This is a genomic window from Pseudoalteromonas sp. bablab_jr010, assembly GCF_016464105.1.
GTDB lineage: Bacteria > Pseudomonadota > Gammaproteobacteria > Enterobacterales > Alteromonadaceae > Pseudoalteromonas > Pseudoalteromonas simplex.
The window spans coordinates 109461-134149 of the sequence record NZ_JACDWV010000066.1 but is presented as its reverse complement, the minus strand read 5'-3'; the positions used below and the strand labels follow the sequence as shown (position 1 = coordinate 134149).

The following is a 24689-nucleotide window of genomic DNA, read 5'->3' as shown; positions in this document are numbered from 1 at the left end:
AGAGAGAATCATGAATATAAAACAATTAAGCGCAGCCATTGGTGTTGCACTCTTTGCAAGTGCAGCGAATGCAGCACCTTCAACACCAACCATTATTTGGGAGCCACAAGAGTACTCATTTGTTGAGGTTGATCTTGAAGGTACAGGCTCATACAAGAGCTTAGTGAACCGCGTTGATGAAGTCACTATCAGCATTGAATGGAACGCATGGAGTGGGGATGGCGGCGACAGCTATAAAGTGTACTTCGATGATATGTTGGTTAATGAAGGCTCGCTGGCAGCAGGCACTAAAAGTGGTGTTATTAGCTTTCCGTATGATAAAGCAGGTCGTCACACTTTATATGTAGAACTATGTGAAGGCGGTACCACCTGTGCTCGCAGTGAAGGTAAGCCAATTGTTATTGCCGATACAGATGGCGGACACTTAGCGCCATTGCCGATGGATTATGATCCAAACAACCAAGATATTGGTACCAAAGATGGTCTTGTAACCGGTGCCTACTTTGTTGAATGGGGTATTTATGGTCGCGATTTCGACGTAACCAATATACCAGCGCAAAATCTCAGTCATATCTTGTATGGGTTTATTCCAATTTGTGGACCTAATGACTCGTTAACAGGGGGCCCTAAAAACGCACTAAATACTGCCTGTGCAGGCTCGCAAGATTTTGAAGTGGTGATCCACGACCCATGGGCTGCGATTCAAAAAGCGCTACCAGGTGTTGATAGTAATGATCCAATTCGTGGTACGTATTCGCAATTAATGGCGTTAAAGCAGCGTTACCCTGATCTGAAAATCTTACCATCAGTGGGTGGTTGGACTTTATCAGACCCATTTGCTTACTTTACCGATAAAGCAAACCGCGACACGTTTGTGGCATCAATGGAAGAGTTTTTAAGAACGTGGAAATTCTACGACGGTGTTGATATTGACTGGGAATACCCGGGTGGTCAGGGGGCTAATCCAAACTTAGGCGACCCAGTTGCTGACGGCCCTGCATACGTTGCGTTAATGCAAGAGCTGCGCGCGATGCTTGATAAGCTTGAAGCAGAGACAGGTCGTGAGTATGAGTTAACATCAGCGATTGGTGCAGGTTACGACAAAATTGAAGATGTCGACTACTCACAAGCTCAGCAATATATGGATTACATTTTCTTAATGAGCTACGACTACTATGGTGCATGGAGCAATGTAACTGGCCATCAGGCTGCGCTTTATTGTTCATCGCATTTCCGTGTTGGTCAGTGTGATGGCACGGGTGTTGATGAAGAAGGCGTTCCATATAAAGGCCCTGCTTATACAACTGATAATGCAGTGCAAAATCTACTTGCGCAAAACGTACCATCGAAGAAAATCGTGGTAGGTGCTGCTATGTATGGCCGTGGCTGGGAAGGTGTTTATCCAGAAAACGCGACTATCGCTGATAACCCTATGACAGCACCGGGCAACGGCAAACTTAAAGGCACTACAGCGCAAGGCGTATGGGAAGACGGTGTTATCGATTATAAAGGCATCAAAACTTACATGCTGGGCGCTGCAGAAAATGGCATCAATGGGTTTGAAACAGGTTATGACGAACAAGCCGAAGCCGCTTATGTATGGAACCGCAGTAACGGTAAATTAATTACATACGATAACCGTCGTTCTGTTTTGGCAAAAGGTGCTTATGTTAATCAATATAATCTAGGTGGTCTGTTTGCATGGGAAATTGACGCTGATAATGGCGATATTCTTAACGCTATGCACGAAGCGCTTGGTGGCACAGTAACTGAGCCTAGCAATAGAGCGCCGGTTCTATCTGTATCAAGCGCAGTATCTGTTAACTCTGGCGAAAGTGTATCTGTGACTGCATCAGCAACAGATGCGGATAACGATCCGCTAAGCTTTAGCTGGACAGCTGACAGTGCGTTAACAGTAAGCGGTGAAAATTCAAATACTCTTGTTATCACAGCGCCATCAGTGACTGCTGATACGCAATACACGGTTGCTGTGAGTGTGAGCGATGGCGAGGCAAGTGTAAGCCGTAACGTTACAGTGAATGTAGTTGCACCAACGACAGGCGAGAACCAAGCACCAGTGGTTGCAGCAATTACTGATAAAACAGTGGCAGAAGACGCGAGTGTGGCTGTGGCGGTTTCGGCATCTGATGCTGATGGCGATGCACTTTCATACAACTGGAGTGTGCCAGCAGGCTTAACGTTAGTGGGCTCAGGTGCTGATGTGAGCTTACAAGCGGGCAGCGTTGATGCAGATACAAGTTATGTTGTGTCGGTTTCAGTAAGCGATGGTCAAACTGCTACAGCAGTGAGCTTTAATGTCACCGTGACAGATTCTGGTACAACAACTCCGCCAGATGGTGAAACCACATGGGATGCAGCAGCGACTTATGTTGGTGGTGATACGGTGATTTATAACGGCGTTGAGTACACAGCTAAATGGTGGACACAAGGTGACCGCCCTGATTTAGGTGGCCCATGGGAAGCTAGCTCACAACCAACCGACGGTAATGGTGATGTTGTGTGGCAAGCTGCGGGTATCTACAACGGTGGTGACCAAGTCACTCACCAAGGTAATAAATACGAAGCGAAATGGTGGACTCAAGGAGACGAGCCAGGCGTCGCGGATGTATGGAAAGCACTTTAAGTGTAATAACCACATTTAATGCCCATCATTAAAATGTGATTTCCCTTTAAAGCAGCCGCATGGCTGCTTTTTTGTGGGGGAAGTAGGTTGGGTAGAACGGAGTGAAACCCAACATAATCCATGTAAACCTTTTCAAATTTCTTATCTTCAGACGCGCGAAACAAGTTTCACGCCTACGGGGGAAAACATAGGCGCTGGGGCGTGATGTAAAAACTCTGCTACAGACTCGTATCTCGCACCTCGAATCTTTTAACTTTACTCTTTCCCCTTGAAACTCGCTAACTTAAGACATTTCCCGGCTAAAGCCAGTCCTACGGGCTGCCACCTCGCATTTCGGAACTTTCCCCTTAAAACTTACTAACTTTCTGTTTCTCATTTCATACACTGATCTTTCAGGCATTATCAACCATACTTGAATAATATGATCTGTAAGTATTTAAGCTAAGGTGGATAAATGAGGTTAAGTGCGTTGTTTTTACTTACCGTTTTTGTATTTAGTAACTCGGTATTTAGCTGCGATAAAACCTTAAAAGTGGGAATTAGTCAGCAGTGGGCGCCTTATGTCTTTACGCAAAACGGTGAACTCACCGGCATTGATATCGATGTGGTCAACTTAGTACTAAATGAGGCAGGGTTTTGTGCAACATACGTCGTCATGCCTTCATCTAAACGCGGGTTTACAGAGCTTAAACACGGTAAAGTCGATTTACTACCTGCCGCAAGTTATAGCACAGAGCGTGACTCTTTTAGTTCCTTTTCAGAGCCTTACCGTAATGAAGTAATGCGCTTGTTTTGGTATCCTCATGGCCGGTTAGAGTCTTTAGACTTGCAAGGTTTGCTTGAACATCAGCAAGTTATTTTAACTAACAGCGGGAGCTACTTTGGATCTGACTTTACTCATTTAAAAGAAGAACCAAAGTATAAAGAGCTACTCGTTACTGTACCCTCTTTGCGCCAGCGGCTAGCTATGTTGGTTGCTAAGCGGGTCGATTTTTTTGTTGATGATGAATTAGCCGGTTTATATTTAATTCAAAAAAATAACCAGCAGGGGATCGAGTTGCATCCGTATATTGTCAATAATGACAGCGTCCATTTTATGCTGAGTGAAACAACCCTTTTAGCAGAAGACAGAGCAGCTATTAACTCAGCAATTATTAACAACCAGCAAGCGATAACCGAGATTATCGCTCGCTATGTTAAGCACTAAGCTAGCCTAATCACTAAATTATCCTAAACACTTAATTATCCTAAACACTTAATTACCCTAAACGAGTCACGCGCAATTTAATGCGCCCCGCATTCGCCCCATAAAAGCGGTTTAGGTCGTTGGCAAAAGGACAAAACTCACCTGATTTAGCAATACGAATATCAGCACCCTCAGCAATTTCAAATAAATGATCGTCGTTGTTATCGATAGCACCAATTAGCGCAAACCATTGTGCGTGGGGTAAACGTCTAAACGGTTCAAGCACGGCCATTGGGATTTCTTTCACCCCAAGTTGGATATTGTCGCGGTGCCAACCTGCAGGGCCGCAACTAATGCCGTCGTCATACCAAGTTTGCTCTGGGTAAGGCGTAAATCGGTACGTGCCACCTTGCTCTAACATTAAGCCTGTGTGATTGTACTTTTCAGCGCCATACACAAACACATCTTTACTTTCGTCTATGCTCAGCACCGTCATATTTTGTTTATCAAGCGCAATATGTGGGCTTAAGCCTTTAAATTTCAAGCGGGTTTCATCGCTATAAAGTACATCGTAATGAAGGCTTTTTAACGACTCCGGACGATAGCTCGTTAGGCGATTAATGCGCTCTGCTACTGTGTAATGAATGGTTGGTGCGAGCGTGCTTTGTTCGTTATCAACCAATACACAGCATTCGCGATCTACCAGTTTGAACAACGGGTTAAACCAAAAATAGTTTTGCTGATGACTAAGAGCCAGTGGATCTGGGGTAACGGTTACATCATCTTGTGCAATGAGGTTACGATGCTCTTCTGGGAGCAGAGTGTTGTAATTGATATCCGCGCTGGTAAGTAAGTTTAATGCAACGGTTTGTTCAATCAGCCACTCAATCGCATAGCGCAGACAAATGTCTGCTAAGCCATCACGATAATAGCCGCCACCCACATCAGAATGGGCGCCTACAAACCAGATCTCTTGCACATGCGGTGCACTGTTTATAAGTGTGGGTTCAAATGCACGGCGTTTTTCATCAAGTGCCACGCAATGAAGGGCAGCTTTTATATTGCTTGCTAGTGTGTAGTTTTCAAAAATGACATGCTCAGCACCGCGGGTTGCTTTTGTTACTTTCGAAAAGCCTATTGATGCAACGGTATCGAATACACATAAGTACACATCATCACTGATAAGTGGCTCTAAACATTTGGCAAAGCGCCTAGCAAGAGCAGCACCGCGGCTAAAACCAGTTAGAAGTACCTTGTCGCCTACATTGTAATAGCTTTTAAAGTCGCCCATAGCCCGGTTTAAAATGCTGGCAACATCATCACCTCTTGGCGCAAGGGCTTGATTGAATAAACGTCGAAAGCGACTACCTTGGGTGCCTATACCTTGATAATAAAAGCTAAGTTGAGTTGGAAATGGTGTTGCGGGTTCGCTATTGAGTGCGCCGCCAAACAATAAATGAAGTTTAAGAATATTAGAAATACTGGCGTCTTCTTTGAAATGTGCGGCGCTGAATTGTTCAGCATCACGAGGCTCACTGCCTGTGCCATCAAAGTTGAAAATCAGCGTTTTAGCGGTCATAGCGTCATTCCTTTAGTGGTTTGTATAAACATACTCCCACTTTATGAAAATTTGAAGACAAAGATTCACCTAGACAAGCATTTTTGATGCTACGCTAACGTGGTTGCTAAATTAAAACTAAGTGGTTTATCAAGAGGTGTATTTTTGTAAGATTGTCAGTAATACTTGGTAGTCTTTTTTTATTTCAAATAATTTCGATTGTATCTCCTCAAAAGGGTGACGCTCATTGGCGATTAATACAATTAATTCGCTTAGGTGTTGATCTAATCTTGTAGCACCTAAATCGCCGCAGGCTCCTTTAAGTGAATAACTGGCTGATGTAGTTGTTTTAAAGTCTCTGTTCTGTATGGACTGAGATAGTGACGCTAATTTGACATGAGAACTATCTAAAAACATTTTGCTTACTCTAATGAGCAAGACCTCATTGTTCATGAGTCGGTAAAGTGCAGCTTTTTTATTCCAATGGTTCAATTCTAAACTTTCGCTTTTCGAGTCTGTTTTTTGCTGCTTCCCTGACATCTCACTGTTCATTTTTTATTTGCCTTTATAGTTATGTCATTTTGAAAAAATCTACAAAAATTTAAATTATTCACTGGTTGCGATAATACAAACGCAGCGATTTCTTCCTTGTTGTTTAGCCTGATATAGCGCTGTATCTGCACTGTTGATTAAATTTTCTGGAGTAAAATTTTTATCATCTGACAGTGTTGCGCTTCCCACGCTTATAGAGACTATTCCTGACTCTGTAGTTGGGTGTTTAATAGCTAGATTTTTAATGTTGGCCAATAGCTTATGAGCAATAAACTGTGCTCCTTGAATATCGGTATCAGGTAAAATACAGAGGAATTCTTCACCACCGTAGCGAATAGTTGTGTCTGTTGGTCGGTTAATACTATTTTTGATTTCTGTAGCTACTTTTATTAAGCAGTTGTCGCCTTGTTGATGTCCAAGCTGATCGTTGTATTGTTTAAACCAGTCTATATCGATCATCAGCACAGATAGTGCCTGACTATGACGTTTCGCAAGTAATAGGTTTTGCGTCAGAGTCGTATTTAAAGAACGGCGGTTTTTTAATCCCGTTAGGCTGTCTTGCTGTGTCTGTTGTTTTAAAAGATCTGCTTGTTTCTTTAATGTTAGGTGTGCAGTCACTCTGTTTAGAAGGGTTACACCATAGACTGGCTTAGCTACAAAATCCACAGCGCCTGCTTGCCAGCATTGGTTTTGTTCTTCTTGATCCATAATTGCAGTGATGAATATAACCGGAATATCTTTATAAGAAGGGTGAGCTTTTAGCTCTTTACACACATCAAGACCACTCATAGACCCTAACATGACATCTAACAATATTAGATCGGGTTTAATAGAGTCACAAACAGACATCACTTCTTCACCACAATTAATCGTGTGGGTTTTAAAATGTGATGCTAGTAGGCCTTCAATGACAGTCGCATTGATTGGCTCGTCATCGACTATCAAAATGATGGAATCATCAATCAGTTTGTTGTTATTTACTTCATTAGATTGCAAATTATCTTCTCCCTGAGTGTTGATTAAGCATAGACTGAATTTTTAGAATTTCTACAACTAAAGAATGGAAAATTATATTTTTTATTGGCGCTACTGATGAGATAGGACTAGAGTTTTTTTAGTTACATTAATTGAGGTCATAGTCTTGCTTTTTTCTCATCTAAATAATCGGCAGAGTAAAATACTCGTTGTTGATGATGAACCTACAAGTCTATTGGTGATGACTGAGGCTCTTGGTGATTTAGGTGAAGTTATTGGATGTGCGTCAGGAGTTGAAGCCTTAGGCGTAGCATTTTCATTCAGGCCCGATATTATTTTACTTGATATTGAAATGCCAAATATGAATGGCTTCGAAGTATGCAAAGCAATTAAACAAAACCCACTAACAGCCCTATCAATCGTTATTTTTGTCACCTCGCATAATGAACAAATATTTGAGTATCAGAGTTTTGAGAATGGTGGGGTTGATTTAATTCATAAGCCTGTCGACTTAAATCTATGTCGGTTGAGAATAGTAAATCATCTAAAAATGAAGCAACAGGAAGCGCAAATAAGTACTGCAAAAGATGACGTTGCGGCACTAATAGCTCAAGTTCCGGTATTTATTTCTTATTGGTCAGTGCAAGAGCTAAACCTTTTTAATAATGACATGACTTGTCAGTGGTTTGCCGTAAGTGGCAATGAGATGATTGGCCACAGAGCTAAAGATATTCTTCCTGATGATCTATACCTTGCTTTGCATAACTGTTTAGAAGAGCAAAAGCCGCAGGAAGTGTTAAATGTACCGTTTGTCGATCCGAGCGATAATATTGAGCATGTTAGGGCACAAATTAATTTACAATTTCATGAAGGACAAGCGGTAGGCGTTATATTGACGCTTACGGATATTACATCAATTAAGCGCACTAAAAAGTTATTAGCTGCTGAGTCTGAGCGATTGCGAGTAATGCTCAACTCGATTGGTGATGCGGTTATCGCAACAGATAATGAAGCCCATATTACGTTTATGAATCCCATTGCTGAAAAGCTAACGGGTTATTCAGCACAGCAGGCTCAGGCAAAACATATCGATGACGTGATGAAGTTGACTGATGCGTATTCAGGACAAAACCTAGTTAATCCTATCCTACTTGCTTTGCGAGAAAATCGTATTGTTGCTATGTCGTTAAATACCCAATTAACAGCATTAGATAACCGTGTTTATCGAGTCGAAGATTCTGCTGCGCCAATTCGTGATGATGATGGTCGTGTCAGTGGTGGGATCATCGTTTTTCACGATGTTAGTGAGTCAGTGGCAATGGCAGTTAAAATGAGTCACCTTGCTAATCATGACTTACTAACCGACTTGCCTAATCGAGTCTTGCTTTATGATAGAGTCTCCCATGCTTGCAAAGTAGCCAAGAGCAAGGAGCAACAAGTTGCTTTAATTTTAATTGATATTGATCATTTTAAATACTTGAATGACACACTTGGTCATCAACAAGGTGATTTAATAATTAAACTTGTTGCGAAGCGATTAGAATCTTTAATTGATTTAAACTACACATTAGCGCGGATCGGCGGTGATGAATTTGCGATATTAATCCCTGAAATAAAGCTAACATCAATTATTGATGTGATTGCTACTGACATCATTAATACAATGAGTGAACCATTCAAAATTGATGAACAACCTTATATTTTGTCAGTGAGTGTAGGTATTAGCATTTATCCTAGAGAATCAGTGACAGCAGAAGATATGATGACTCATGCTGATGCCGCTATGTATAAAGCGAAAGAGCAAGGACGTAATCGCTTTTGTTATTACTCAGATGATTTAGAGCATCAGTTTAAACAGCGCCAAAATGTTGAAAAACTGATTCGTACTTCGATAGAAAACGACAAGATAGAAGTTTATTATCAACCCAAGGTCGCACTGGGTTCACAAAAAATAGTCGGTGTTGAAGCACTTGTTCGGTTACGAGATACTAATAATCAAATTATATTGCCAGTTGAATTTATTCCTTTAGCTGAAGAGACTGGACTTATTAACGCTCTTGGTGAGTCAGTTTTAAAGCAAAGTTGTTACGCAGCAAAGGAGTGGTTAGATAAAGGCTTTCGTATCAAGGTTGCTGTCAATATTTCAGCAAAGCAGTTTACGGATAAAAACTTTTGCAACTTTGTGGCGCAAACTCTCCAAATGTCGGGCTTACCGAGTGAATTGCTCGAATTAGAAGTTACAGAAAGTGCGTTAATGGAAGATTTTGAAGTAACTAAGAGAATGCTGAATGATTTAGCGGTGCTTGGCCTGACTATTGCGATTGATGATTTTGGAACGGGTTATTCCAGTCTTTCATATTTAAAGCTTTTTCCGGTCGATGTTTTAAAAGTAGATCAATCATTTGTTAGAGACATGATGGTTGATTCGCAGAGTATGGATATAGTCAAGACAATAACAAGCTTAGCTCATTCATTAAGTCTATTAATTGTTGCCGAGGGAGTAGAAGAAAAACAGCACCTAAATAAGTTGATCGATTTAGGCTGTGAACTTGGGCAGGGGTACTATTTTTATAAGCCCATGCCCAAAGAAGAGTTTGATAAGCTATTAGTTTAAGTCACGGTATGGCTGTATAGGATGCCACAGCCGATAAAAATAAGTGCAACACCGCCAATTGCTTCGGCTTTTTTGCCTACCCAGCCACTCATTACGTTACCAAGTAGCGCGCCGATGGTAACCATAATTGTGGTTGCTAGGCCTATCATGGCGGCAGCTAGGTAAATATTCACTTTCATGAAAGCAAGGCTGATACCTACTGTCATCGCATCTATACTGGTGCCAACGGCAGTTAGTAGTGTGGCAATGAAAGAGCGCTTGGTATTCGGTGCAAGTTCCTCTTCATCGTCGTCATCTTCTTTACGACTCTCAAGCAACATATGAATGCCTAAACCCACTAACAACACAAAAGCAATCCAGTGATCAAAGGCTTCAACGTAATCTGCACCGGCACTGCCAATCAGCCAGCCAACAATCGGTGCGATAGCTTCGATACAGCCAAACAATAAACCAAGCTTGATTGCACTCAGAACACGAGGGTTTTTAAGTGTACTGCCTTTGGTGATTGAAGCTGCAAAAGCATCAGTCGACATTGCAAGCGACAAAACGCTTAGCGTAATAATATTCAATTTTTGCGCCCCACAAAAAGTGGGCATTATACGCGGCTAAGCCGTAAACAGATAGGTTAATTTACAGCTCAAATTAGTAAGGGGCTTAATAAGCGCTGTACAGATAGTTATTCATTACAGTGCCATCTTTGGGTGCAAGTTTTGGCTCAAGTTTAATAAGCTCTTCATAAACATCAGGAACAAAAATTTTTAGACGCTCGGCACGACGAAAGTGGTTAGGCTCATATTGGTCAACAAGTTTTAATGCGCTTGGCATATAGTCAGCGAGGGTTTGTGTGTTATAGCTTTGCTCCAGTGCTTGGTCGAGAATATCAAGCCCAGGTTTAGAAAAGTCATGCGCAACTGCAAGGCTCATTAAAAACTTAACGGCTTCTTTTGAATGCATGCTTGCATAAAAGTACATGTCGTTGTTTTGCATGTCTTTTAATGAAAAATCAAAGCCGTTATCAGCTAATGTTTGCCATTGTGCTAATGGTAACTTAGTAAATAGATAAAGATTTTCAGGTGCAGTTGGAGCGACTCTGTTTTGCCAAATAGACGTCAATTGTTGAGCGTTTTCTATTGTTGCTGCAAGCAACATATTTGTCTGGTGGGTACTGAGCTTTGCTGTTTGGGTAATCGTTGCAACAGTATTAAAGTCTTTTTCGACAATTGCTTCTTTATAGGTTTGATACTGCGTTGAGGTTTGATATTTATACTCATTTGAATGCAAGAATTGCCAATTATGAACTTGTACAGGGTCGATTTCTTGAAGGGTGTCCAGGGTAAGTAAGCCTTGTTGCGCTTCGAGTGTTTCTAATTCTTTGAGTGCTTGAGAGCGTGTTTTTATCGCTTCTAGTGAATTGATCCGCTGATCTATCGTTTCACACTCAGGAGGTATTTTTTTCGCTTGCTGTTTTTGTCTCTCATAGGCACTGAGTGCTTTTGATATTACAGAGTTATCTTTTTCTTTACGTTTAAATGCTAGGTTATTTGGGATTAGCTTTAAATCTATAAACTGAGAAAAAGCATCATTAGCAACTTGGTCACCAACAAATAAAAGGCTACTCGGTAAAAATGAAGATTTAAGCATCAGTAATCTATCTTTCGGTGTGTCGCGTACAAGCTCGCCGTGAGCTCGATAACCTTTATTTTTTAGATAACTTAGTGTTTCTATGTGTTTGCTCTCTAGTGGCTGCACTTCGCTATTTGAGCTGCCTTTTAGGTTTACAATGGCAATATCCATCGCTGTAAATACATTTGGCTGATTAGTGGGCTCAATACCTCGCTCACCTAATAACTTTAAAATTGGTACGTTAAATTCACTAACGGCTACATCAGCAAGGTTTAAATACAGTTGTTCATCCATAAAGTCATCACTCATTGCTGTAGGCGAGCCGTTTAGCTGTGCTGTTTGAGAGATGAGCGCTGCTAGGTAATCATTAGGTAAGTTGCTTTTTAAAGCCACAGCAATGTCGTTAACAGTAAACTCTTTGCTAGATATTGCGTTTTCAAACTCAGTTAAACTAAGCGCATGAGCATTAACAAGAAACAAAATAGATGGTGAAATGAGCCTTGATGGGCCGATTTTAAACGACGTTTTTAAATAGGTATTAAAATCATCGTTGTTATCCAATAGTTTGTACAATGCTGTTTTGTTTACTTGCTCAGGTAATGGCACATTAAACATCATTGAGCCAGTATTTTGACTAAGGGATCCATCAATTGCCGTTAGTTGATTGATTGTATCTATATCAAAATAATCAATGACCTCAAGCCCTTGCCAGTTTTTTAATATGCCAACTGATAAGGCATATTGAAATTGCTGTTCTGCATTTTGTTTGATGGCGTTAATAACTAAGGTATTAAATGAACGGTAGGATATTTTCACAAGTTCCGAATAACTTAAAATATCTTCAAGGGAGTCGCCGTCTTTTAGTGCTTGTTTAATCGCTGCTTCTATTTGACTGTGATCAGCTGCAGCTTGAGTGGCTTTTAAACTTTGTTGCTTACACTGGCGTTTGGCTAGCTTGAGTTTAGCCAGCTCTGTTGCTTTGCTATTAGGCTGATTTGATGGTTTAAAGAGGCTCGTAGCCTTTTTTTGTTCAGCGACAGTAGCAGAAGATGTCGAGACTTCATTGCTTATCGCTTCGATGGGTGTGGGTTTATCTAATATCAGGTAGGCCCCACAGGCACAAAGCACTGCAAAAACGGTTAGCGAAATACCTTTTTTCATCTTCAATCCATGGAGCTATCTTGCTTGAAGTGTATGACTTTGTAGAGTGATGTCAATTACCTAGGGACGAAGTGCATAAATAGCCGACAAACAACTAATTTGCCGGCTTTATGCCGTAGCTTAATGCAGTTTCATTTTTGGCCTAACAACGCGGAGTACTTTTTCGCTGATCCACAGTGCAAAAGTTTTTGCACTGCCATGGATAGCACGTTGATGCATACGATAGAGCGAAATATACATAAATCGCGCTATTTTACCCTCTATAAAAAAGCTATTACTGGTTAGGTTGCCCATTAAACTGCCTACCGTGCTGTAGCGTGACAAATTAACTAAAGAGCCATGATCACTGTAGGTAAAGGCACTCAGAGGCTGGTCTTTGAGTGTAGCTATAAGGTTTTTTTCAACACATTGCGCCATTTGATGAGCCGATTGTGCTCTGGGTGGCACTTGTGTGCCATCTTCTTGAGTAAATGCACAGCAATCACCAATCACAAAAATATCGTCGTTAACGCTACTTTGCAGATATTGGTTCACCTTAATTTGGTTATTGCGGGTGAGCTCAAAGATACCAATATCTTTAATGAAATCAGGTGCTTTTACACCCGCAGCCCAAACCATAATGTCGGCTTTGATATGTTCATCGTTTTTGGTAATAAAGCTGTTTTCTGTGGCTTCTTTTACTTGCGTGCCTTCGCGGACTGTTACTCCTAATTTAACCAGTTCACGCTTAGCTGAGTTTGCAATGCGCTCGGGTAATGCGGGCAAAATTCGCGGCCCCGCTTCAATTAAATCAATGTGTAAGCGTTTCGCGGTCATTTTATTAAGGCCATACATTTTTAGCATGTCTGACACATGATAAAGCTCTGCCGACAGCTCAACCCCGGTTGCACCACCTCCCACTATAGCAATGGTTAAAGAATGCTGTGGGTCGTCATCTTGATGTAAACGGGTGAAGTTATCGAGTAGAGCATGCTGAAAGCGTTCAGCTTGCTGGTTTGAATCAAGGTAAAAACAGTGCTTGTTAACGCCAGGGGTATTAAAGTCGTTACTGACACTGCCTATAGCAAGTACAAGGTAGTCATAACTGACTTGGCGCTCGGGTAAAATTCGGTGGCCAAGCTCGTCTTTTAACTCGCTTAAAGTGATGGTTTTGTTGGTTTGATCTAAGTGGCAAAAGCTGCCGAGTTGAAAATTATAATGATGTTTTGCTGCATGAGCTGAGTATACAACGCCGTCTAAATCGGCATCAATCGACCCCGTCGCTACTTCATGAAGTAACGGCTTCCAAATATGGCTGCGGTTTTTATCGATTAAAAGTATCTCTGCTTGACGTTTTTTCCCGAGTTTGTGTCCTAATTGTGTTGCTAGCTCTAAGCCACCAGCGCCACCACCGACTATCACGATTTTAGGAGGTTGGTTAATCATTACGTTGCCCTCAAAAGTATAATACCTAAACACTCTTGCGAAAAAGCGCTTAGGTATTGCAAGTCCATCCATCAATACCCCATGGCAACGCGCCCATTGTGCGCCTTTTTACTGGTTTTGTCAGTACCTGTTAAGAACAATATAGTGCGCTTAGTTATATCAATGGCCTTGGGAGATTGAGTTAAACACGTTAACATGGCTAATTCGCAGTAAGAGACCTATCATTACCTGAAAAGGGAATGAAAGTGAGGGATCAGGATGACTACACCACTACACACTTCGTTGAATCAATACTTTGGCTTTAATGAGTTTCGCCAAGGTCAGCAACAAACCATTGAGCAGCTATTAAATCAGCAATCGTCGTTGGCAATTTTTCCAACTGGCTCAGGTAAATCTTTGTGCTATCAATTAACCGCATTGCACTTACCCAACTTGACCTTAGTGGTATCGCCATTATTGGCACTGATGAAAGATCAAATCAGCTTTTTAAATAGCAAAGGTATTTACGCGGCAAGCCTTGATTCAAGCCAAACCAGTGAGCAAAGCCATACGGTAATGAGTGATGTGCGAGCAGGGAAGGTGAAAATTTTAATGGTCTCAGTTGAGCGTTTTAAGAATGAGCGCTTTCGTGAATTTATTAAACAAGTGCCTATTTCGATGCTGGTGGTTGATGAAGCACACTGTATATCTGAATGGGGCCACAACTTTAGGCCTGATTATCTAAAACTGCCGCGCTATCGTGAAGAGCTTAATATTCCGTTGGTATTGCTACTTACCGCCACCGCAACTAAAAAAGTAAAGCGCGATATGTGTGAGCGTTTTGCCATTGCCCCAGAATGTGTAGTGCAAACTGGCTTTTACCGAAGCAACCTCGATTTATCAGTGCTCAGTGTTGCAAGCCAAGAAAAACCTCAGCAATTAGCAAATATCATAGCCAGCCAACAAGGGGCAGGGATTGTCTATGTCACCTTACAACATACCGCTGAGCAAGTGGCCGAAGGCTTGGCAAGAGCGGGCTTTAATGCAGTGGCCTATCATGCAGGCCTTGAGGATGATAAACGCTGGCAAATTCAAGACGATTTTATGGCGGGTAAAATTAATATCGTCGTAGCAACCATTGCTTTTGGGATGGGTGTTGATAAGTCTGATATTCGTTTTGTGATCCACTATGATTTGCCAAAATCGATTGAGAACTATAGCCAAGAAATTGGCCGCGCAGGGCGAGATGGTGCGCCATCAAACTGTTTTACCCTAGCAAACCTTGATGGCTTAAATACCGTTGAGAACTTTGTTTATGCCGACACGCCCGAGCAAAGTGGGATTGACTATGTCATTAATAACATTCGCAACGAACAAACGAACAACCAGTGGGAAATGCAAGAGTACAGCTTATCGAGCGAAAGTAATATTCGTGCTTTAGCGTTAAAAACCTTACTGGTGCAGTTAGAAATGCAAGGGGCTATTACGCCTTTATATGCTTATTACGCCGATTTTAAATATAAGTTTTTAACGGATCAAAACGAGCTACTTAGCCAGTTTGATACTGACCGACAAGCGTTTTTACAACAGGTATTCAAACACACTGAGTTTAAGAAAATTTGGGGCACACTTAATTTTGATGCGTTAACCCGTGCCACTCAAGTTGATAGAAAACGTGTGGTTGCAGCGCTCGATTATTTGGCCGAGAAAGGTCATATAGCCCTTGAAACTAAACGTATTACGCAAGTGTATGAGGTGAATAACTCGGTAATAAACCACGCAGATTTAGCACCGCAACTTCACCAATATTTTATCGAAAAAGAACAGGCCGAAATTAAACGTATCGCCACTTTAGTGCGCTTTTTTGAGCTAGATAGCTGCTTAAGTTATAACTTAGCCCGCTATTTTGATGACCAACATGCACCCCAGCAATGTGGCCATTGTTCAGTGTGTAGAGGACAGCAAGTAAAGCTTAGCTATTCATTAGTGCATCAAATGCCTGAGCAAAATGTGATTGCCAGTAAAGTTGCAGAGCTTAAACAGCACTTAGCCGCCAAAGGGATTAGTGATGTCAGCATCGATACTCAGTGCCGCTTTTTAGCGGGCATGAGCGTGCCTTTATTTACTCGTAATAAAGTCAGACAGCTTTCAGGTTTTGGCCTTTGCGAGCAACAACGATACAGTGACATTAAAGCCCTGCTACAGCAGTTGTAGCAGGGTCTTACATTTTAAAATCAGGCTCTGTAGCTTCGGTAAACATTTTTGACAGAACTGTCTTGAATAACTCTGTCAGGGTGTTTTGTAAGTACAACTGAAACTTTTCTTTACCGAGAGTTCTATCGAATACTTCGGTATCTAAAAAGCGTTTCATTTCACCGATAAACTCAGGGCTCGTGGTAAGTTCGGGTAACCTATCAATTAAATGAGAAAGCATGGACTGATATTGCTCAAGTTGATAGTCAGCAACTTTATTTTTAACTAGTTCAATATCTAATTGAGCCCCTTGCTGTTGCAACCAAGCAAGATCCCAAATGTCTCGATGTCGCACATACTTTGTTGTGGCTGGTAATGAAATTATTTTGTCAGCCATCACCTCATCGAGTGTTTCAGCTAAGATCAGTGTATCGCTGTATCCATCAGGCAGAAAATCATAGTTCACATTCAGTGGTAAAGGCTGTTTTGTGTAGGCCGGAATATTGGCAACTTCTAACTTAATTTTTTGTTTGGGTAAATCCTTTCTTTGTGGTGCAGTTACTACTGTAACTTGCCACTTATCAATTTTTAATTCTGAGTATTTAGGGTCTTTTTTTAACTCTTTCGGTTCTTTAACTGTCACCTCAAGGCCATATCTTTCGCCAATATACTTTTCAATACATGCTTTGATATCTTTTAACATGAATGAATTGAATTCTTTACCACCAGCAAAATCTAAATCTTCACTAAAGCGATTTCCGCCGTAACATAATCTTAAAGAAGTACCTCCTTGAAATACCAGCTTATCAAGAAATCCACCTCTTTCGAGAGCAAATAGGATGTCGTAATGCAATAACTCTTTTTCTATAACAGCTCGCATATGAGAAACATTTGTGGTTTGCATAGCGAGATTTACTAGTTGCGCAAAGTTCTCTTGTTCAGTTTTCATCTTATGCTTCCTCTGCAATTAAATGAGTATTTCGGCCAACTCTTTTTAAATCCCTTAGAGCAGTATTTTTCGTTGCAAATCTCAAAGAGCGATCTGTTTTCACTGTGTTTTCTAGAATGTCTAAACGGTCTCGCTTAGTGTGAGTAAATTCAATTGTACCAAAAGGCGTTTTATATTCACCCGAGCGTCCTGTTGTCATAATGGTCAATCTGCCAACGGGGATTTGTGAAATAATTCCATACTCTGAAAGTGCAGACTCTAAACTAACGTAATTGTACTCACCACGGCGGATAGTTTTTGCAATTAGCTCCAGCGTATCACTTCCTTTTGACTGAGCAAGAGCGTAAATAAAAATGCCATTTGCAACTCTAATTAAAAAGCCATCATCGATGAGTCGAGAAATCCCCGCTCTCAAGCTCCTATTAGTATCATCAAAAAAAATCTTTGCAAAATCAGACATTGTAAAAATATAACGTCCTTGTTTATCAAATTCTGATAGCTTTTTGATTGCATCTGACTTTTTCAATTTATTTCTCAAGTAATGATTAATGGCATATTTATATGTCATTATTGTAGACTTATTTTAGTGCTTTTCAAGTTCACAAATTTAACACTAAAAAGTGTCAAAATTGTACACTTAACCAATTTGAATACTGGTAGTCGGGTAGGTCAAAGGTTGGCTGTGCTGGCGAGCAAAACAATAAGCAAAGGTTAATGGCCCAACCCGACCTATCAGCATCAGCAGTATGATGATGAGCTGACTAGGCGCACTTAAATCCCCAGTTATACCCCGCGAAAGGCCTACGGTACTGAGTGCCGAAATTGCCTCAAAGGTGATATCAAGTAACGACCCTTGTTCAAGCTTGGTGATGATCATAATGCTGGTAAAAGCGATAAATAAGTACAGTATCATGACGCTTAATGCCTTGATCACTAACTTGTCGCTCAGCTGACGGTTAAACACGGTGACCGTGGTTTGCTGTTTTAAATAGCTGCGCATCGCTAAAATTAGGATCACAAAGGTGCCTAGTTTTATGCCGCTCGCCGTACTGACTGAACCACCGCCAATCACCATCAGCAGCATAGTCAAAAGCGTTGAATCTTGACTCAAGCCATCAATCGGTAGGGTATTGAACCCTGCGGTACGAGGTGTCACCGCTTGAAACCAAGCCGTTAATATTTGCTCAGACGTTGATAGCGGCGCTAATGTCGCGGGATTGGCGTGTTCAAAGAAAAAAATCAATATAAATGCGATGCAGTTGAGCACTAAGGTGGCAATTAACACCAGGCGGGTATTGGTTGATAGTAATGACCAGCGCTTTTGTTTGTAGATATCAATCAGTACAGTAAACCCTAAACCACCGATGATAAACAAAGCGGTGATCACTACGTTTACGGTTATATCGCCCTTGAATGCCGATAAGCTATCGCCACTTAACGCAAAGCCCGCATTATTGAACGCCGAAATCGTATAAAACAGACTGTGATAGGCGCTTTTTAGTGCGCCATAGTCATCGAACCAACTAATAAAGAGTAAGCAAAATGCCACCGACTCAATCACTAATGAATACGCTAAAACATACTTAGCAACCTTGATCACCGAGGTTAAATCGTTAGTGTCAAAAGCGCGGCTAGCGAGTAAGCGTTGTTGTAAGCCTAGGGTTTTTCCTAAACTTAGTATTGAAATCACCGCCACGGTCATAAAGCCAATGCCACCTATTTGAATCAGCAGCATGACCACGCTTTGACCAAATACAGTCAGATCAGTACCTGTGTCGATGACCACCAGCCCTGTTACTGTAACCGCAGAGGTTGCCGTAAATAATGCATCGAGCCAGCTGATCGGTTGGGTGCTTGCCATTGGTAGCATAAGCAAGCCCGTGCCGAGCATAATTAACACAATAAAGCCGATAGTAAGCACTAAAGGTGGGTTTATTTTTTGCCGCTTACGGCACTTTACACCGCTAAATTGTTTTGGATAAACGTTGGCTTGCCAGTTAATCATAATGCACGAAACCGTTTTGCTAATTTAGTTAAGTAAGTTTTAGAGCCCAGTAGCACCAGACTATCGCCGTGACGCAGTTCGGTGTCGTTAGTCAGCTCTGTATTGAAGTAATCATCACGTCGTAGTGTGAGTGGTTTAATATCGCTATTACGTTCTTTGAGTAGCCAGCCAATTTTGCGACCTGAAAGCTGCAGATCAATGCCTAGTTCAACAATAAACGTGGATTGGTTAAGCGGGAAATATTGATTAACCATTGGGTAGTTAAGCGCTTGCGCAACCCTCACGCCCATCTCTTCTTCAGGGTGAATTATGCGCTCAACGCCAAGTTTACTTAGTATTTGATGGTGGCTTTTGGTACAGGCTTTTACCCAAATTTGCTTTACGCCTAAGTTTTTTAAGTGCAATACACATAAAATACTGGCTTCAATATTCTCGCCAATGGCCACCAATACGGCTTGGCAACTGGGTAAATCGAGCCGTGCTAATTGTGTTTCATCACTGGCATCAACCACCACGGTAAAACTGAGTTGGTCGGCATAGTGATTAACGTTGCTTTCGCTAATATCGGCGGCACACACTGTATGACCTTGTTTTGAAAGTTCTAAACAGGCGGTTACGCCAAAACGTCCTAATCCGATTACTGCAAACTGAGCCATTGTCTTTCTCGCTATTGTGGGTACGCGCTAAATGCTAATAGCAAAAAAACAGAAGTCTCTAGAGAGCTTGAAAGCTTTATAAAGATTTTATGCCGAGATAAAAAAACTTTATAAAAACTTTATAGTGACAAAATTGAAAACCCTTTAATCTAATAGGGATAAACAATAAGTGAAAAGATGATGCAGTCAGTATTCAAAATACAGTATTTAAAAGCCGCATTTTTAAGTGTGTTGATGCCACTTGTCGTGGTGCTTGCGATATTCCCATTTCGAGAACTGTTTACAACCACCGATATTGTGATGCTACAGCTTTTGTGGGTGACATGGGTTGCGGTGCGTAGTAATCGTCGTGTTGCAGCACTTACCACCTTGGTGAGTGTTGCCTGCACGGACTGGTTTTATGTGGTGCCGTATTTTACTTTTCATATCGAAAATATTGAATATGTGGTCACCTTTTTGGTGATGTTGATTGTGGGTTTAGTGATAAGTCACTTAGCCGGGGAGCTCAATACTAAGGTTCGCGATGTGCAAGCCCATGCAAGTAATAGTCGCTTATTGTATGAGTTAGCAAAAAAGCTTAATGATCTCGATAGCCTTGAGGAGCAAAAGCAGCTGTTTTTAACAACCATGGCCGCGCATTTAAAGGTTGCGTGTGATTGGCAGCTAACAGCGTCAAAGCAGTTTATTTATTTAAACGAACAACAAGCGGAATTTGGCGGTATTGCGTTTGCTAAAGCGCTAAATGCAGAGCAACAGGCTTTGGCGAATACAGCGTGTTCTTTACTGTATCAGGTTCAAGAAAAAACCTTATTACGCGAGCAATCTGCGGCGATAAAAGTACAGGCTGAGCTAGAGAGGTCAAAAAACACCTTGTTGCGCAGTTTATCCCATGACTTACGTACGCCATTAGCCACCATTATGGGCGCATCAAGCATGTTGGCCGATGATGATATCCAACTAAGCTCTGAGATTATCAAAGAGCAAGCTGCTAACATTTATGAGCAAAGTAAAATACTTAACCAGCACTTTGATAAAGTCATGGAGCTCAGTAAAGTTAATAAGTTAGCTGAGAATATTAAATGGCAAAAGCTGCCTATTTTGACCTTAATTAGCGAAGCAAAATCTCGTCGTCAGCAGCAACTACAAAACTTTAAACTGAGCATCGAGGCTCAGCAACAAAGCATCTGTTTTGGCGATGAAACCCTACTAGAAATTGCCTTTGCCAATATGCTCGAGAACGCAGCTCGTTACGGAGATGGTTCGGCGAATATGCAATTTATTGAAACACACAATGAATATCAAATTGTGCTAACCAATCCTTTTGCGAATAAGCATGAGACGAGTCAAGATGAAGGCGTTGGTTTGGGGAGTGTGATCTGCGATGTGGTTGCTAAATGTCATCAAGGGCGCTTTGAATTAACCCTCAATGAGCAAACAAAGCAAGCAACAGCTATATTAATTTGGAGTAACAGTCGTGGCTAATATTTTGGTTTTAGAGGATTCACCACCTCTGCAAAGTTTTTTAAAAACACTATTAAAAGCCAGTGATCATGAAGTTAGTGTGTGCGCCAAAGGGCTTGATGCGTTTGAACTATTAAGCCAGCAGCAGTTTGATTTAGTGCTGCTTGATTTAGGCTTGCTCGATATGGATGGGCAAGATTGGCTGGTGGAGTTTAGGCAGTGGAGCCTGCTCCCTGTATTAGTACTTTCTGCACGCGACGGCGAAACAGAAAAAGTCACCGCCCTTGATAACGGCGCCAACGATTATCTAACCAAACCATTTAGCGCAAACGAATTACTAGCGCGCATTCGGGTGCTACTTCGCACACAAACAACACCCAGCCTCACTTTGCAATGTGGCGATATTCACATCGACCCACATAAGCACGTGGTCCGTAAAGGCGCTGAAGAAGTCAAACTAACTAAAAAAGAGTACGCTATTTTACTGTTGTTGTTTCAGCAAAAAGATAAGGTGTTAACGCATAACGCTATTTTATCTGAAGTGTGGGGAGAGCAGTATATTAACCGTCCTGAATACGTGCGAGTACATATTGGTCAGTTAAGACAAAAACTTGAACAAAATGCGGCGAGCCCTAAACATATCTTAACCGAGCCCGCCGTAGGTTACCGCTTAGTTGAATAAACTATCTCTTTACATCGCTTTGGGTTGAGTTTGTAACATTCCTTAGGTACTGTTTTAGAGAATAATAATAAAGCGGAAGTCCCTTCATTGGCCATGCATCAAATTAACAGACAAGGTATTAGTTCATTGTCGAATACACAGCTCGAAGATGTGATTGCAGAAATTGAGCAAGCTATTGAGTGGCACCAGTCATGGTATAAAAACTTATTAAGGTGTCTAATTGCAGATACTCCCGCAAATGAACAAGACTTAGCAGATAATGCTCATAACTTTTGTCGCTTTGGGCAGTGGTTTAATAAGCTACCTGATCAGACTATAAAGCTTCACCCTCACTTTTCTGAAATCGCTTCTGCACATAAAAAAATGCATCAAGGAGCGAAAGTCTTGTTGTCGTTAAAAGAGTCTAAGACTGTTATTCCAGTAAACTTATTAGACCAATTTCATGCGGATTTAGATAGATTACGCGAGTTATTTGACTGCCTTATCGATGAGTTTACTGAAGTGCTTCACACACGCGACCCTTTAACGGGTGCATCAAATCGTACGAACTTATTAGAAAACCTGCAAAAAGAACACGAGCTGTGTAAGCGCAAATCACTAAGCTGCGCACTGATAATGATCGACCTTGATCACTTTAAGCAAGTAAACGATGAATTTGGTCATGCTGCGGGCGATAAGGTGTTAATAGCCCTCGTGAAATGCATTAAATCTCAGCTAAGAAAATACGATCAATTATATCGCTATGGTGGCGAAGAGTTTTTAGTCTGCTTACCACAAACAGAGCTTGATGATGCTAAGTCATTTTCTGAACGGCTAAGAGCTGGCGTTGAGGCTTTAAAAATCGACATTAGCAACGATAATCACATTAATGTTACAGGCTCATTTGGCGTAACGCTGATAAGCGCCGATGATAATATTGAAACGGCAATCGAAAGGGCCGATGAAGCTATGTATCAAGCTAAAAAGTCAGGCCGCAATCGAGTGTGTGTGGCTTAAACTATTCTTTAACGGCGGTAAATGCTTTTATTAGGCCAGCTTGATAAAAAGAGTAAACGCCTGTAAAGCCTGATTCGGCAATGATGTTTTCGATGACTTGAGATTCTTTTAAAGCAACGTCATTTTCATAAGCTAGTTTTACTCTTTCAATTTGTTCAGGACTGACTGCGGCTGATGACATAACGCTTAACCAGTGACTAAGCAGCATTGGGTAAGTTTTGTCACTTTGATTAGCACTTAAGTCTGCGCTGACAAGTAACCCACCTGCTTTTAAACGTTTGTGAATATCTGCAAAAAATGCCACTCGTTTAGGTTCATCCACAATAAACTGCGATACTAACACGGCTGTCGCTGCATCAAAGGGCATCAAGTTTTTAAGTGAATCTACGTAACCATTATGAAACTGGCAGCGATGTGCCACCCCTGCTTGCGTTAAATTGTGTTTGCATACTTTGATCATTTCACTCGAGGGTTCGACTGCGGTGAAACTAAATGTGGGGAAGGCCTGTGCTAAATGCAAAATTTCATTTCCGGTGCCCGCTCCAACGCAAAGAATATGCGCATTGCTTGGTAGTTTGCTGAATAAAGGTGTCATCATAAAATACAAGGCCTGGCTAATGGGGGCCATGTTTTGCCATTGTGAATCATAATTAGCTGCTTGTTGATCAAATAAGGCGGTGACTTCGTGTTGTTGCATAGTAAAAATCTAGTAGGTAACTTTAAGTGTTACAGAAGTGGTTAGCTTACTTTACTTTAGGAAACTTTAAAAGTTACTTAATAGGGCATTCAAATGATATGGTGATGTATGCATACTCATTTGCTTAATTTTTAGGTTTTAACAATGAAAAAAGGTGCGCATTAAATAAGTGTCCTTTCTTGAACATCGCGTTTTTTAAAACTGCATCTTGTTCGAAGCCTAATCTTTGCAGCACCTTCATTGAGGCAGGATTATCTTCGCACACGTAAGCAAACACTCTGGCGATTTTCGTTTTAGAGAATACTGTTTCGAGTAGCATAGATGCAGCTTTTACAGTGATACCTTGCCGCCAGTACTCTTTTGCCAGCCAGTAACCTAACTCACCTGAGCGATCAAATTCAAACTCGCCTGGGTGCACACTCACGCATCCAATAAGTTTATCGTTAAATATAACGGCTTTAATGAGCTGACTTTGACTACCTTCATTAATCCACCACTGAGCATCCTCGTAACTATAAGGAGAGGGGATTTTAGTTGATAGGTATTGTGTAACATCCATGTCGTTAAGAATTGCAACAAGTTGTTTTGCATCTGACTCTACGAAGTCTCGAAGTGTAATCACGCTCATCCTTTGGAGTTTTGTAAGTGTGTGTGCGAAGGCATTGGAGTATGCCTTTGCTTGTCTTTATCCGTATTTGGCTTCTAACTCATTTGCTGTGCGATAGCTCTCATAGGTGTTTAATCGCTCGAAATACCGCTCTATTTCTGCAAAATGAGACAGCATGCCAGACTCAGCGACTTTCTCTATGACGAATGACATCATAAAATCAGCGCCAGTAAGGTTGTCATCAACAAAGTACTTTCTACCTTTCAGATGTTGATTAACATAGCTGAGTATTTTGCCAATTTCATGGTCGGCATAATCAGCAATGAAGTTAGTTTTACAGCCATCTTTTGTAATAAATAGTTTTAATAAAAAAGGCACCATTGCTGAGCTTTCAGCAAAATGGAGCCATTGTTGATAATCAATGTAACTCTCACTTTGCTGGTTTGGCATAAACTTACCTTTGCCATACTGAGTTATTAGGTAGTCAGTTATCGCACCCGATTCAGTAATTACTTTACCGTTATCTTCAATCACAGGAGCTTTACCGAGAGGATGAATTTGTTTTAACTCATCAGGTGCTAAAAATGTCTCTTTATTACGTTGGTAGGCAATAATGTCGTAATCAACGCCAAGCTCTTCGAGCAGCCAAATAATCCGCTTAGAGCGTGATTTGTTTAAATGGTGTAATTTAATCATTTGTTATCCTTAATAGTGGCGCAACATTAT

Annotated in this window: 20 protein-coding genes; 7 read left to right on the top strand and 13 right to left on the bottom strand. The window is 41.2% G+C overall.

Features of this window, described 5'->3' with window-relative positions; translation table 11 throughout:
- The first annotated feature begins 10 nt into the window (after positions 1 to 10).
- Together JIG37_RS04690 and JIG37_RS04685 are read left to right on the top strand one after the other, a co-directional pair.
- Positions 11 to 2644: a glycosyl hydrolase family 18 protein gene (locus JIG37_RS04690; RefSeq protein WP_199528807.1), complete on the top strand. Its 2634-nt coding sequence runs from the start codon at positions 11 to 13 to the stop codon at positions 2642 to 2644.
- 454 nt (positions 2645 to 3098) lie between these two features.
- Positions 3099 to 3851 (top strand): transporter substrate-binding domain-containing protein, encoded by a 753-nt coding sequence (locus tag JIG37_RS04685; protein WP_199528806.1) that lies wholly within the window; start codon positions 3099 to 3101, stop codon positions 3849 to 3851.
- Positions 3852 to 3903: 52 nt separating this feature from the next.
- Here JIG37_RS04685 and JIG37_RS04680 read toward each other — a convergent pair whose 3' ends face one another.
- The 3 genes from JIG37_RS04680 to JIG37_RS04670 form a co-directional block, all read right to left on the bottom strand.
- Positions 3904 to 5409, bottom strand: a complete 1506-nt coding sequence (locus JIG37_RS04680) for a DUF2235 domain-containing protein (protein WP_199528805.1) — start codon at positions 5407 to 5409, stop codon at positions 3904 to 3906.
- A 129-nt stretch (positions 5410 to 5538) separates the two neighbouring features.
- Positions 5539 to 5940 carry an Hpt domain-containing protein gene (locus JIG37_RS04675; RefSeq protein ID WP_199528804.1) on the bottom strand — a complete coding sequence of 134 codons (402 nt, stop codon included), beginning with the start codon at positions 5938 to 5940 and terminating at the stop codon, positions 5539 to 5541.
- Between the two features lie 54 nt (positions 5941 to 5994).
- Positions 5995 to 6936, bottom strand: a complete 942-nt coding sequence (locus JIG37_RS04670; protein WP_199528803.1) for a diguanylate cyclase — start codon at positions 6934 to 6936, stop codon at positions 5995 to 5997.
- Between the two features lie 145 nt (positions 6937 to 7081).
- Between JIG37_RS04670 and JIG37_RS04665 the strand changes: the two genes are divergently transcribed.
- On the top strand, positions 7082 to 9529 hold the full coding sequence (locus JIG37_RS04665) for an EAL domain-containing protein (RefSeq protein WP_244664350.1): 2448 nt from the start codon (positions 7082 to 7084) through the stop codon (positions 9527 to 9529).
- Here the strand turns inward: JIG37_RS04665 and JIG37_RS04660 are convergent.
- From JIG37_RS04660 to JIG37_RS04650, 3 genes are all read right to left on the bottom strand, one after another.
- On the bottom strand, positions 9526 to 10098 hold the full coding sequence (locus JIG37_RS04660) for a manganese efflux pump MntP family protein (RefSeq protein WP_138619787.1): 573 nt from the start codon (positions 10096 to 10098) through the stop codon (positions 9526 to 9528). The two genes, JIG37_RS04665 and JIG37_RS04660, sit on opposite strands and share 4 nt — an antisense overlap.
- Before the next feature lie 85 nt (positions 10099 to 10183).
- On the bottom strand, positions 10184 to 12313 hold the full coding sequence (locus JIG37_RS04655) for a hypothetical protein (protein ID WP_199528802.1): 2130 nt from the start codon (positions 12311 to 12313) through the stop codon (positions 10184 to 10186).
- Between the two features lie 120 nt (positions 12314 to 12433).
- The gene (locus JIG37_RS04650) at positions 12434 to 13738 is read right to left on the bottom strand and encodes an NAD(P)/FAD-dependent oxidoreductase (protein WP_054563253.1); all 1305 of its coding nucleotides are present in this window, start codon (positions 13736 to 13738) and stop codon (positions 12434 to 12436) included.
- Between the two features lie 258 nt (positions 13739 to 13996).
- Here JIG37_RS04650 and JIG37_RS04645 point away from each other — a divergent pair, with 258 nt between their 5' ends.
- Positions 13997 to 15931, top strand: a complete 1935-nt coding sequence (locus JIG37_RS04645) for a RecQ family ATP-dependent DNA helicase (protein WP_199528801.1) — start codon at positions 13997 to 13999, stop codon at positions 15929 to 15931.
- A gap of 7 nt (positions 15932 to 15938) precedes the next feature.
- On the opposite strand, the gene JIG37_RS04640 is transcribed toward JIG37_RS04645, so the two are convergent.
- The 4 genes from JIG37_RS04640 to JIG37_RS04625 all read right to left on the bottom strand — a co-directional run bounded on the left by JIG37_RS04640 (position 15939) and on the right by JIG37_RS04625 (position 19520).
- Positions 15939 to 16859: a nucleotidyl transferase AbiEii/AbiGii toxin family protein gene (locus JIG37_RS04640; protein ID WP_199528800.1), complete on the bottom strand. Its 921-nt coding sequence runs from the start codon at positions 16857 to 16859 to the stop codon at positions 15939 to 15941.
- 1 nt (position 16860) lies between these two features.
- Positions 16861 to 17427, bottom strand: coding sequence for a DUF6088 family protein (locus JIG37_RS04635; protein ID WP_244664349.1), 567 nt, complete (start codon positions 17425 to 17427; stop codon positions 16861 to 16863).
- A gap of 69 nt (positions 17428 to 17496) precedes the next feature.
- Positions 17497 to 18864 (bottom strand): TrkH family potassium uptake protein, encoded by a 1368-nt coding sequence (locus JIG37_RS04630; RefSeq protein WP_199528799.1) that lies wholly within the window; start codon positions 18862 to 18864, stop codon positions 17497 to 17499.
- Positions 18861 to 19520 carry a TrkA family potassium uptake protein gene (locus JIG37_RS04625; protein WP_199528798.1) on the bottom strand — a complete coding sequence of 220 codons (660 nt, stop codon included), beginning with the start codon at positions 19518 to 19520 and terminating at the stop codon, positions 18861 to 18863. Before JIG37_RS04625 ends, JIG37_RS04630 begins: the two co-directional genes overlap by 4 nt.
- Before the next feature lie 177 nt (positions 19521 to 19697).
- Between JIG37_RS04625 and JIG37_RS04620 the strand changes: the two genes are divergently transcribed.
- From JIG37_RS04620 to JIG37_RS04610, 3 genes are all read left to right on the top strand, one after another.
- Positions 19698 to 21002, top strand: coding sequence for a DUF4118 domain-containing protein (locus tag JIG37_RS04620; protein ID WP_244664348.1), 1305 nt, complete (start codon positions 19698 to 19700; stop codon positions 21000 to 21002).
- Entirely contained in the window at positions 20995 to 21663 is a 669-nt protein-coding gene (locus tag JIG37_RS04615) for a response regulator transcription factor (RefSeq protein ID WP_199528797.1), read from the top strand. Before JIG37_RS04620 ends, JIG37_RS04615 begins: the two co-directional genes overlap by 8 nt.
- A 126-nt stretch (positions 21664 to 21789) precedes the next feature.
- A complete protein-coding gene (locus tag JIG37_RS04610) occupies positions 21790 to 22659 on the top strand; it encodes a diguanylate cyclase (protein WP_161804351.1) in 870 nt (289 codons plus the stop codon).
- A 1-nt stretch (position 22660) separates the two neighbouring features.
- Here JIG37_RS04610 and JIG37_RS04605 read toward each other — a convergent pair whose 3' ends face one another.
- From JIG37_RS04605 to JIG37_RS04595, 3 genes are all read right to left on the bottom strand, one after another.
- Positions 22661 to 23356, bottom strand: coding sequence for a class I SAM-dependent methyltransferase (locus JIG37_RS04605; RefSeq protein WP_199528796.1), 696 nt, complete (start codon positions 23354 to 23356; stop codon positions 22661 to 22663).
- A gap of 124 nt (positions 23357 to 23480) precedes the next feature.
- The gene (locus tag JIG37_RS04600) at positions 23481 to 23984 is read right to left on the bottom strand and encodes a GNAT family N-acetyltransferase (RefSeq protein WP_138599379.1); all 504 of its coding nucleotides are present in this window, start codon (positions 23982 to 23984) and stop codon (positions 23481 to 23483) included.
- 57 nt (positions 23985 to 24041) lie between these two features.
- Positions 24042 to 24659: a glutathione S-transferase gene (locus tag JIG37_RS04595; RefSeq protein WP_054553468.1), complete on the bottom strand. Its 618-nt coding sequence runs from the start codon at positions 24657 to 24659 to the stop codon at positions 24042 to 24044.
- Between the last annotated feature and the right edge of the window lie 30 nt (positions 24660 to 24689).

What these genes read in the sequence shown, in the direction of transcription:
- JIG37_RS04690 (WP_199528807.1), top strand. Translation starts at nt 11, where the DNA reads ATGAATATAAAACAATTAAGCGCAGCCATTGGTGTTGCACTCTTTGCA.
- JIG37_RS04685 (WP_199528806.1), top strand. Translation starts at nt 3,099, where the DNA reads ATGAGGTTAAGTGCGTTGTTTTTACTTACCGTTTTTGTATTTAGTAAC.
- JIG37_RS04680 (WP_199528805.1), bottom strand. Translation starts at nt 5,409, where the DNA reads ATGACCGCTAAAACGCTGATTTTCAACTTTGATGGCACAGGCAGTGAG.
- JIG37_RS04675 (WP_199528804.1), bottom strand. Translation starts at nt 5,940, where the DNA reads ATGAACAGTGAGATGTCAGGGAAGCAGCAAAAAACAGACTCGAAAAGC.
- JIG37_RS04655 (WP_199528802.1), bottom strand. Translation starts at nt 12,313, where the DNA reads ATGAAAAAAGGTATTTCGCTAACCGTTTTTGCAGTGCTTTGTGCCTGT.
- JIG37_RS04650 (WP_054563253.1), bottom strand. Translation starts at nt 13,738, where the DNA reads ATGATTAACCAACCTCCTAAAATCGTGATAGTCGGTGGTGGCGCTGGT.
- JIG37_RS04645 (WP_199528801.1), top strand. Translation starts at nt 13,997, where the DNA reads ATGACTACACCACTACACACTTCGTTGAATCAATACTTTGGCTTTAAT.
- JIG37_RS04640 (WP_199528800.1), bottom strand. Translation starts at nt 16,859, where the DNA reads ATGAAAACTGAACAAGAGAACTTTGCGCAACTAGTAAATCTCGCTATG.
- JIG37_RS04635 (WP_244664349.1), bottom strand. Translation starts at nt 17,427, where the DNA reads ATGACATATAAATATGCCATTAATCATTACTTGAGAAATAAATTGAAA.
- JIG37_RS04630 (WP_199528799.1), bottom strand. Translation starts at nt 18,864, where the DNA reads ATGATTAACTGGCAAGCCAACGTTTATCCAAAACAATTTAGCGGTGTA.
- JIG37_RS04625 (WP_199528798.1), bottom strand. Translation starts at nt 19,520, where the DNA reads ATGGCTCAGTTTGCAGTAATCGGATTAGGACGTTTTGGCGTAACCGCC.
- JIG37_RS04620 (WP_244664348.1), top strand. Translation starts at nt 19,698, where the DNA reads ATGATGCAGTCAGTATTCAAAATACAGTATTTAAAAGCCGCATTTTTA.
- JIG37_RS04605 (WP_199528796.1), bottom strand. Translation starts at nt 23,356, where the DNA reads ATGCAACAACACGAAGTCACCGCCTTATTTGATCAACAAGCAGCTAAT.
- JIG37_RS04600 (WP_138599379.1), bottom strand. Translation starts at nt 23,984, where the DNA reads ATGAGCGTGATTACACTTCGAGACTTCGTAGAGTCAGATGCAAAACAA.
- JIG37_RS04595 (WP_054553468.1), bottom strand. Translation starts at nt 24,659, where the DNA reads ATGATTAAATTACACCATTTAAACAAATCACGCTCTAAGCGGATTATT.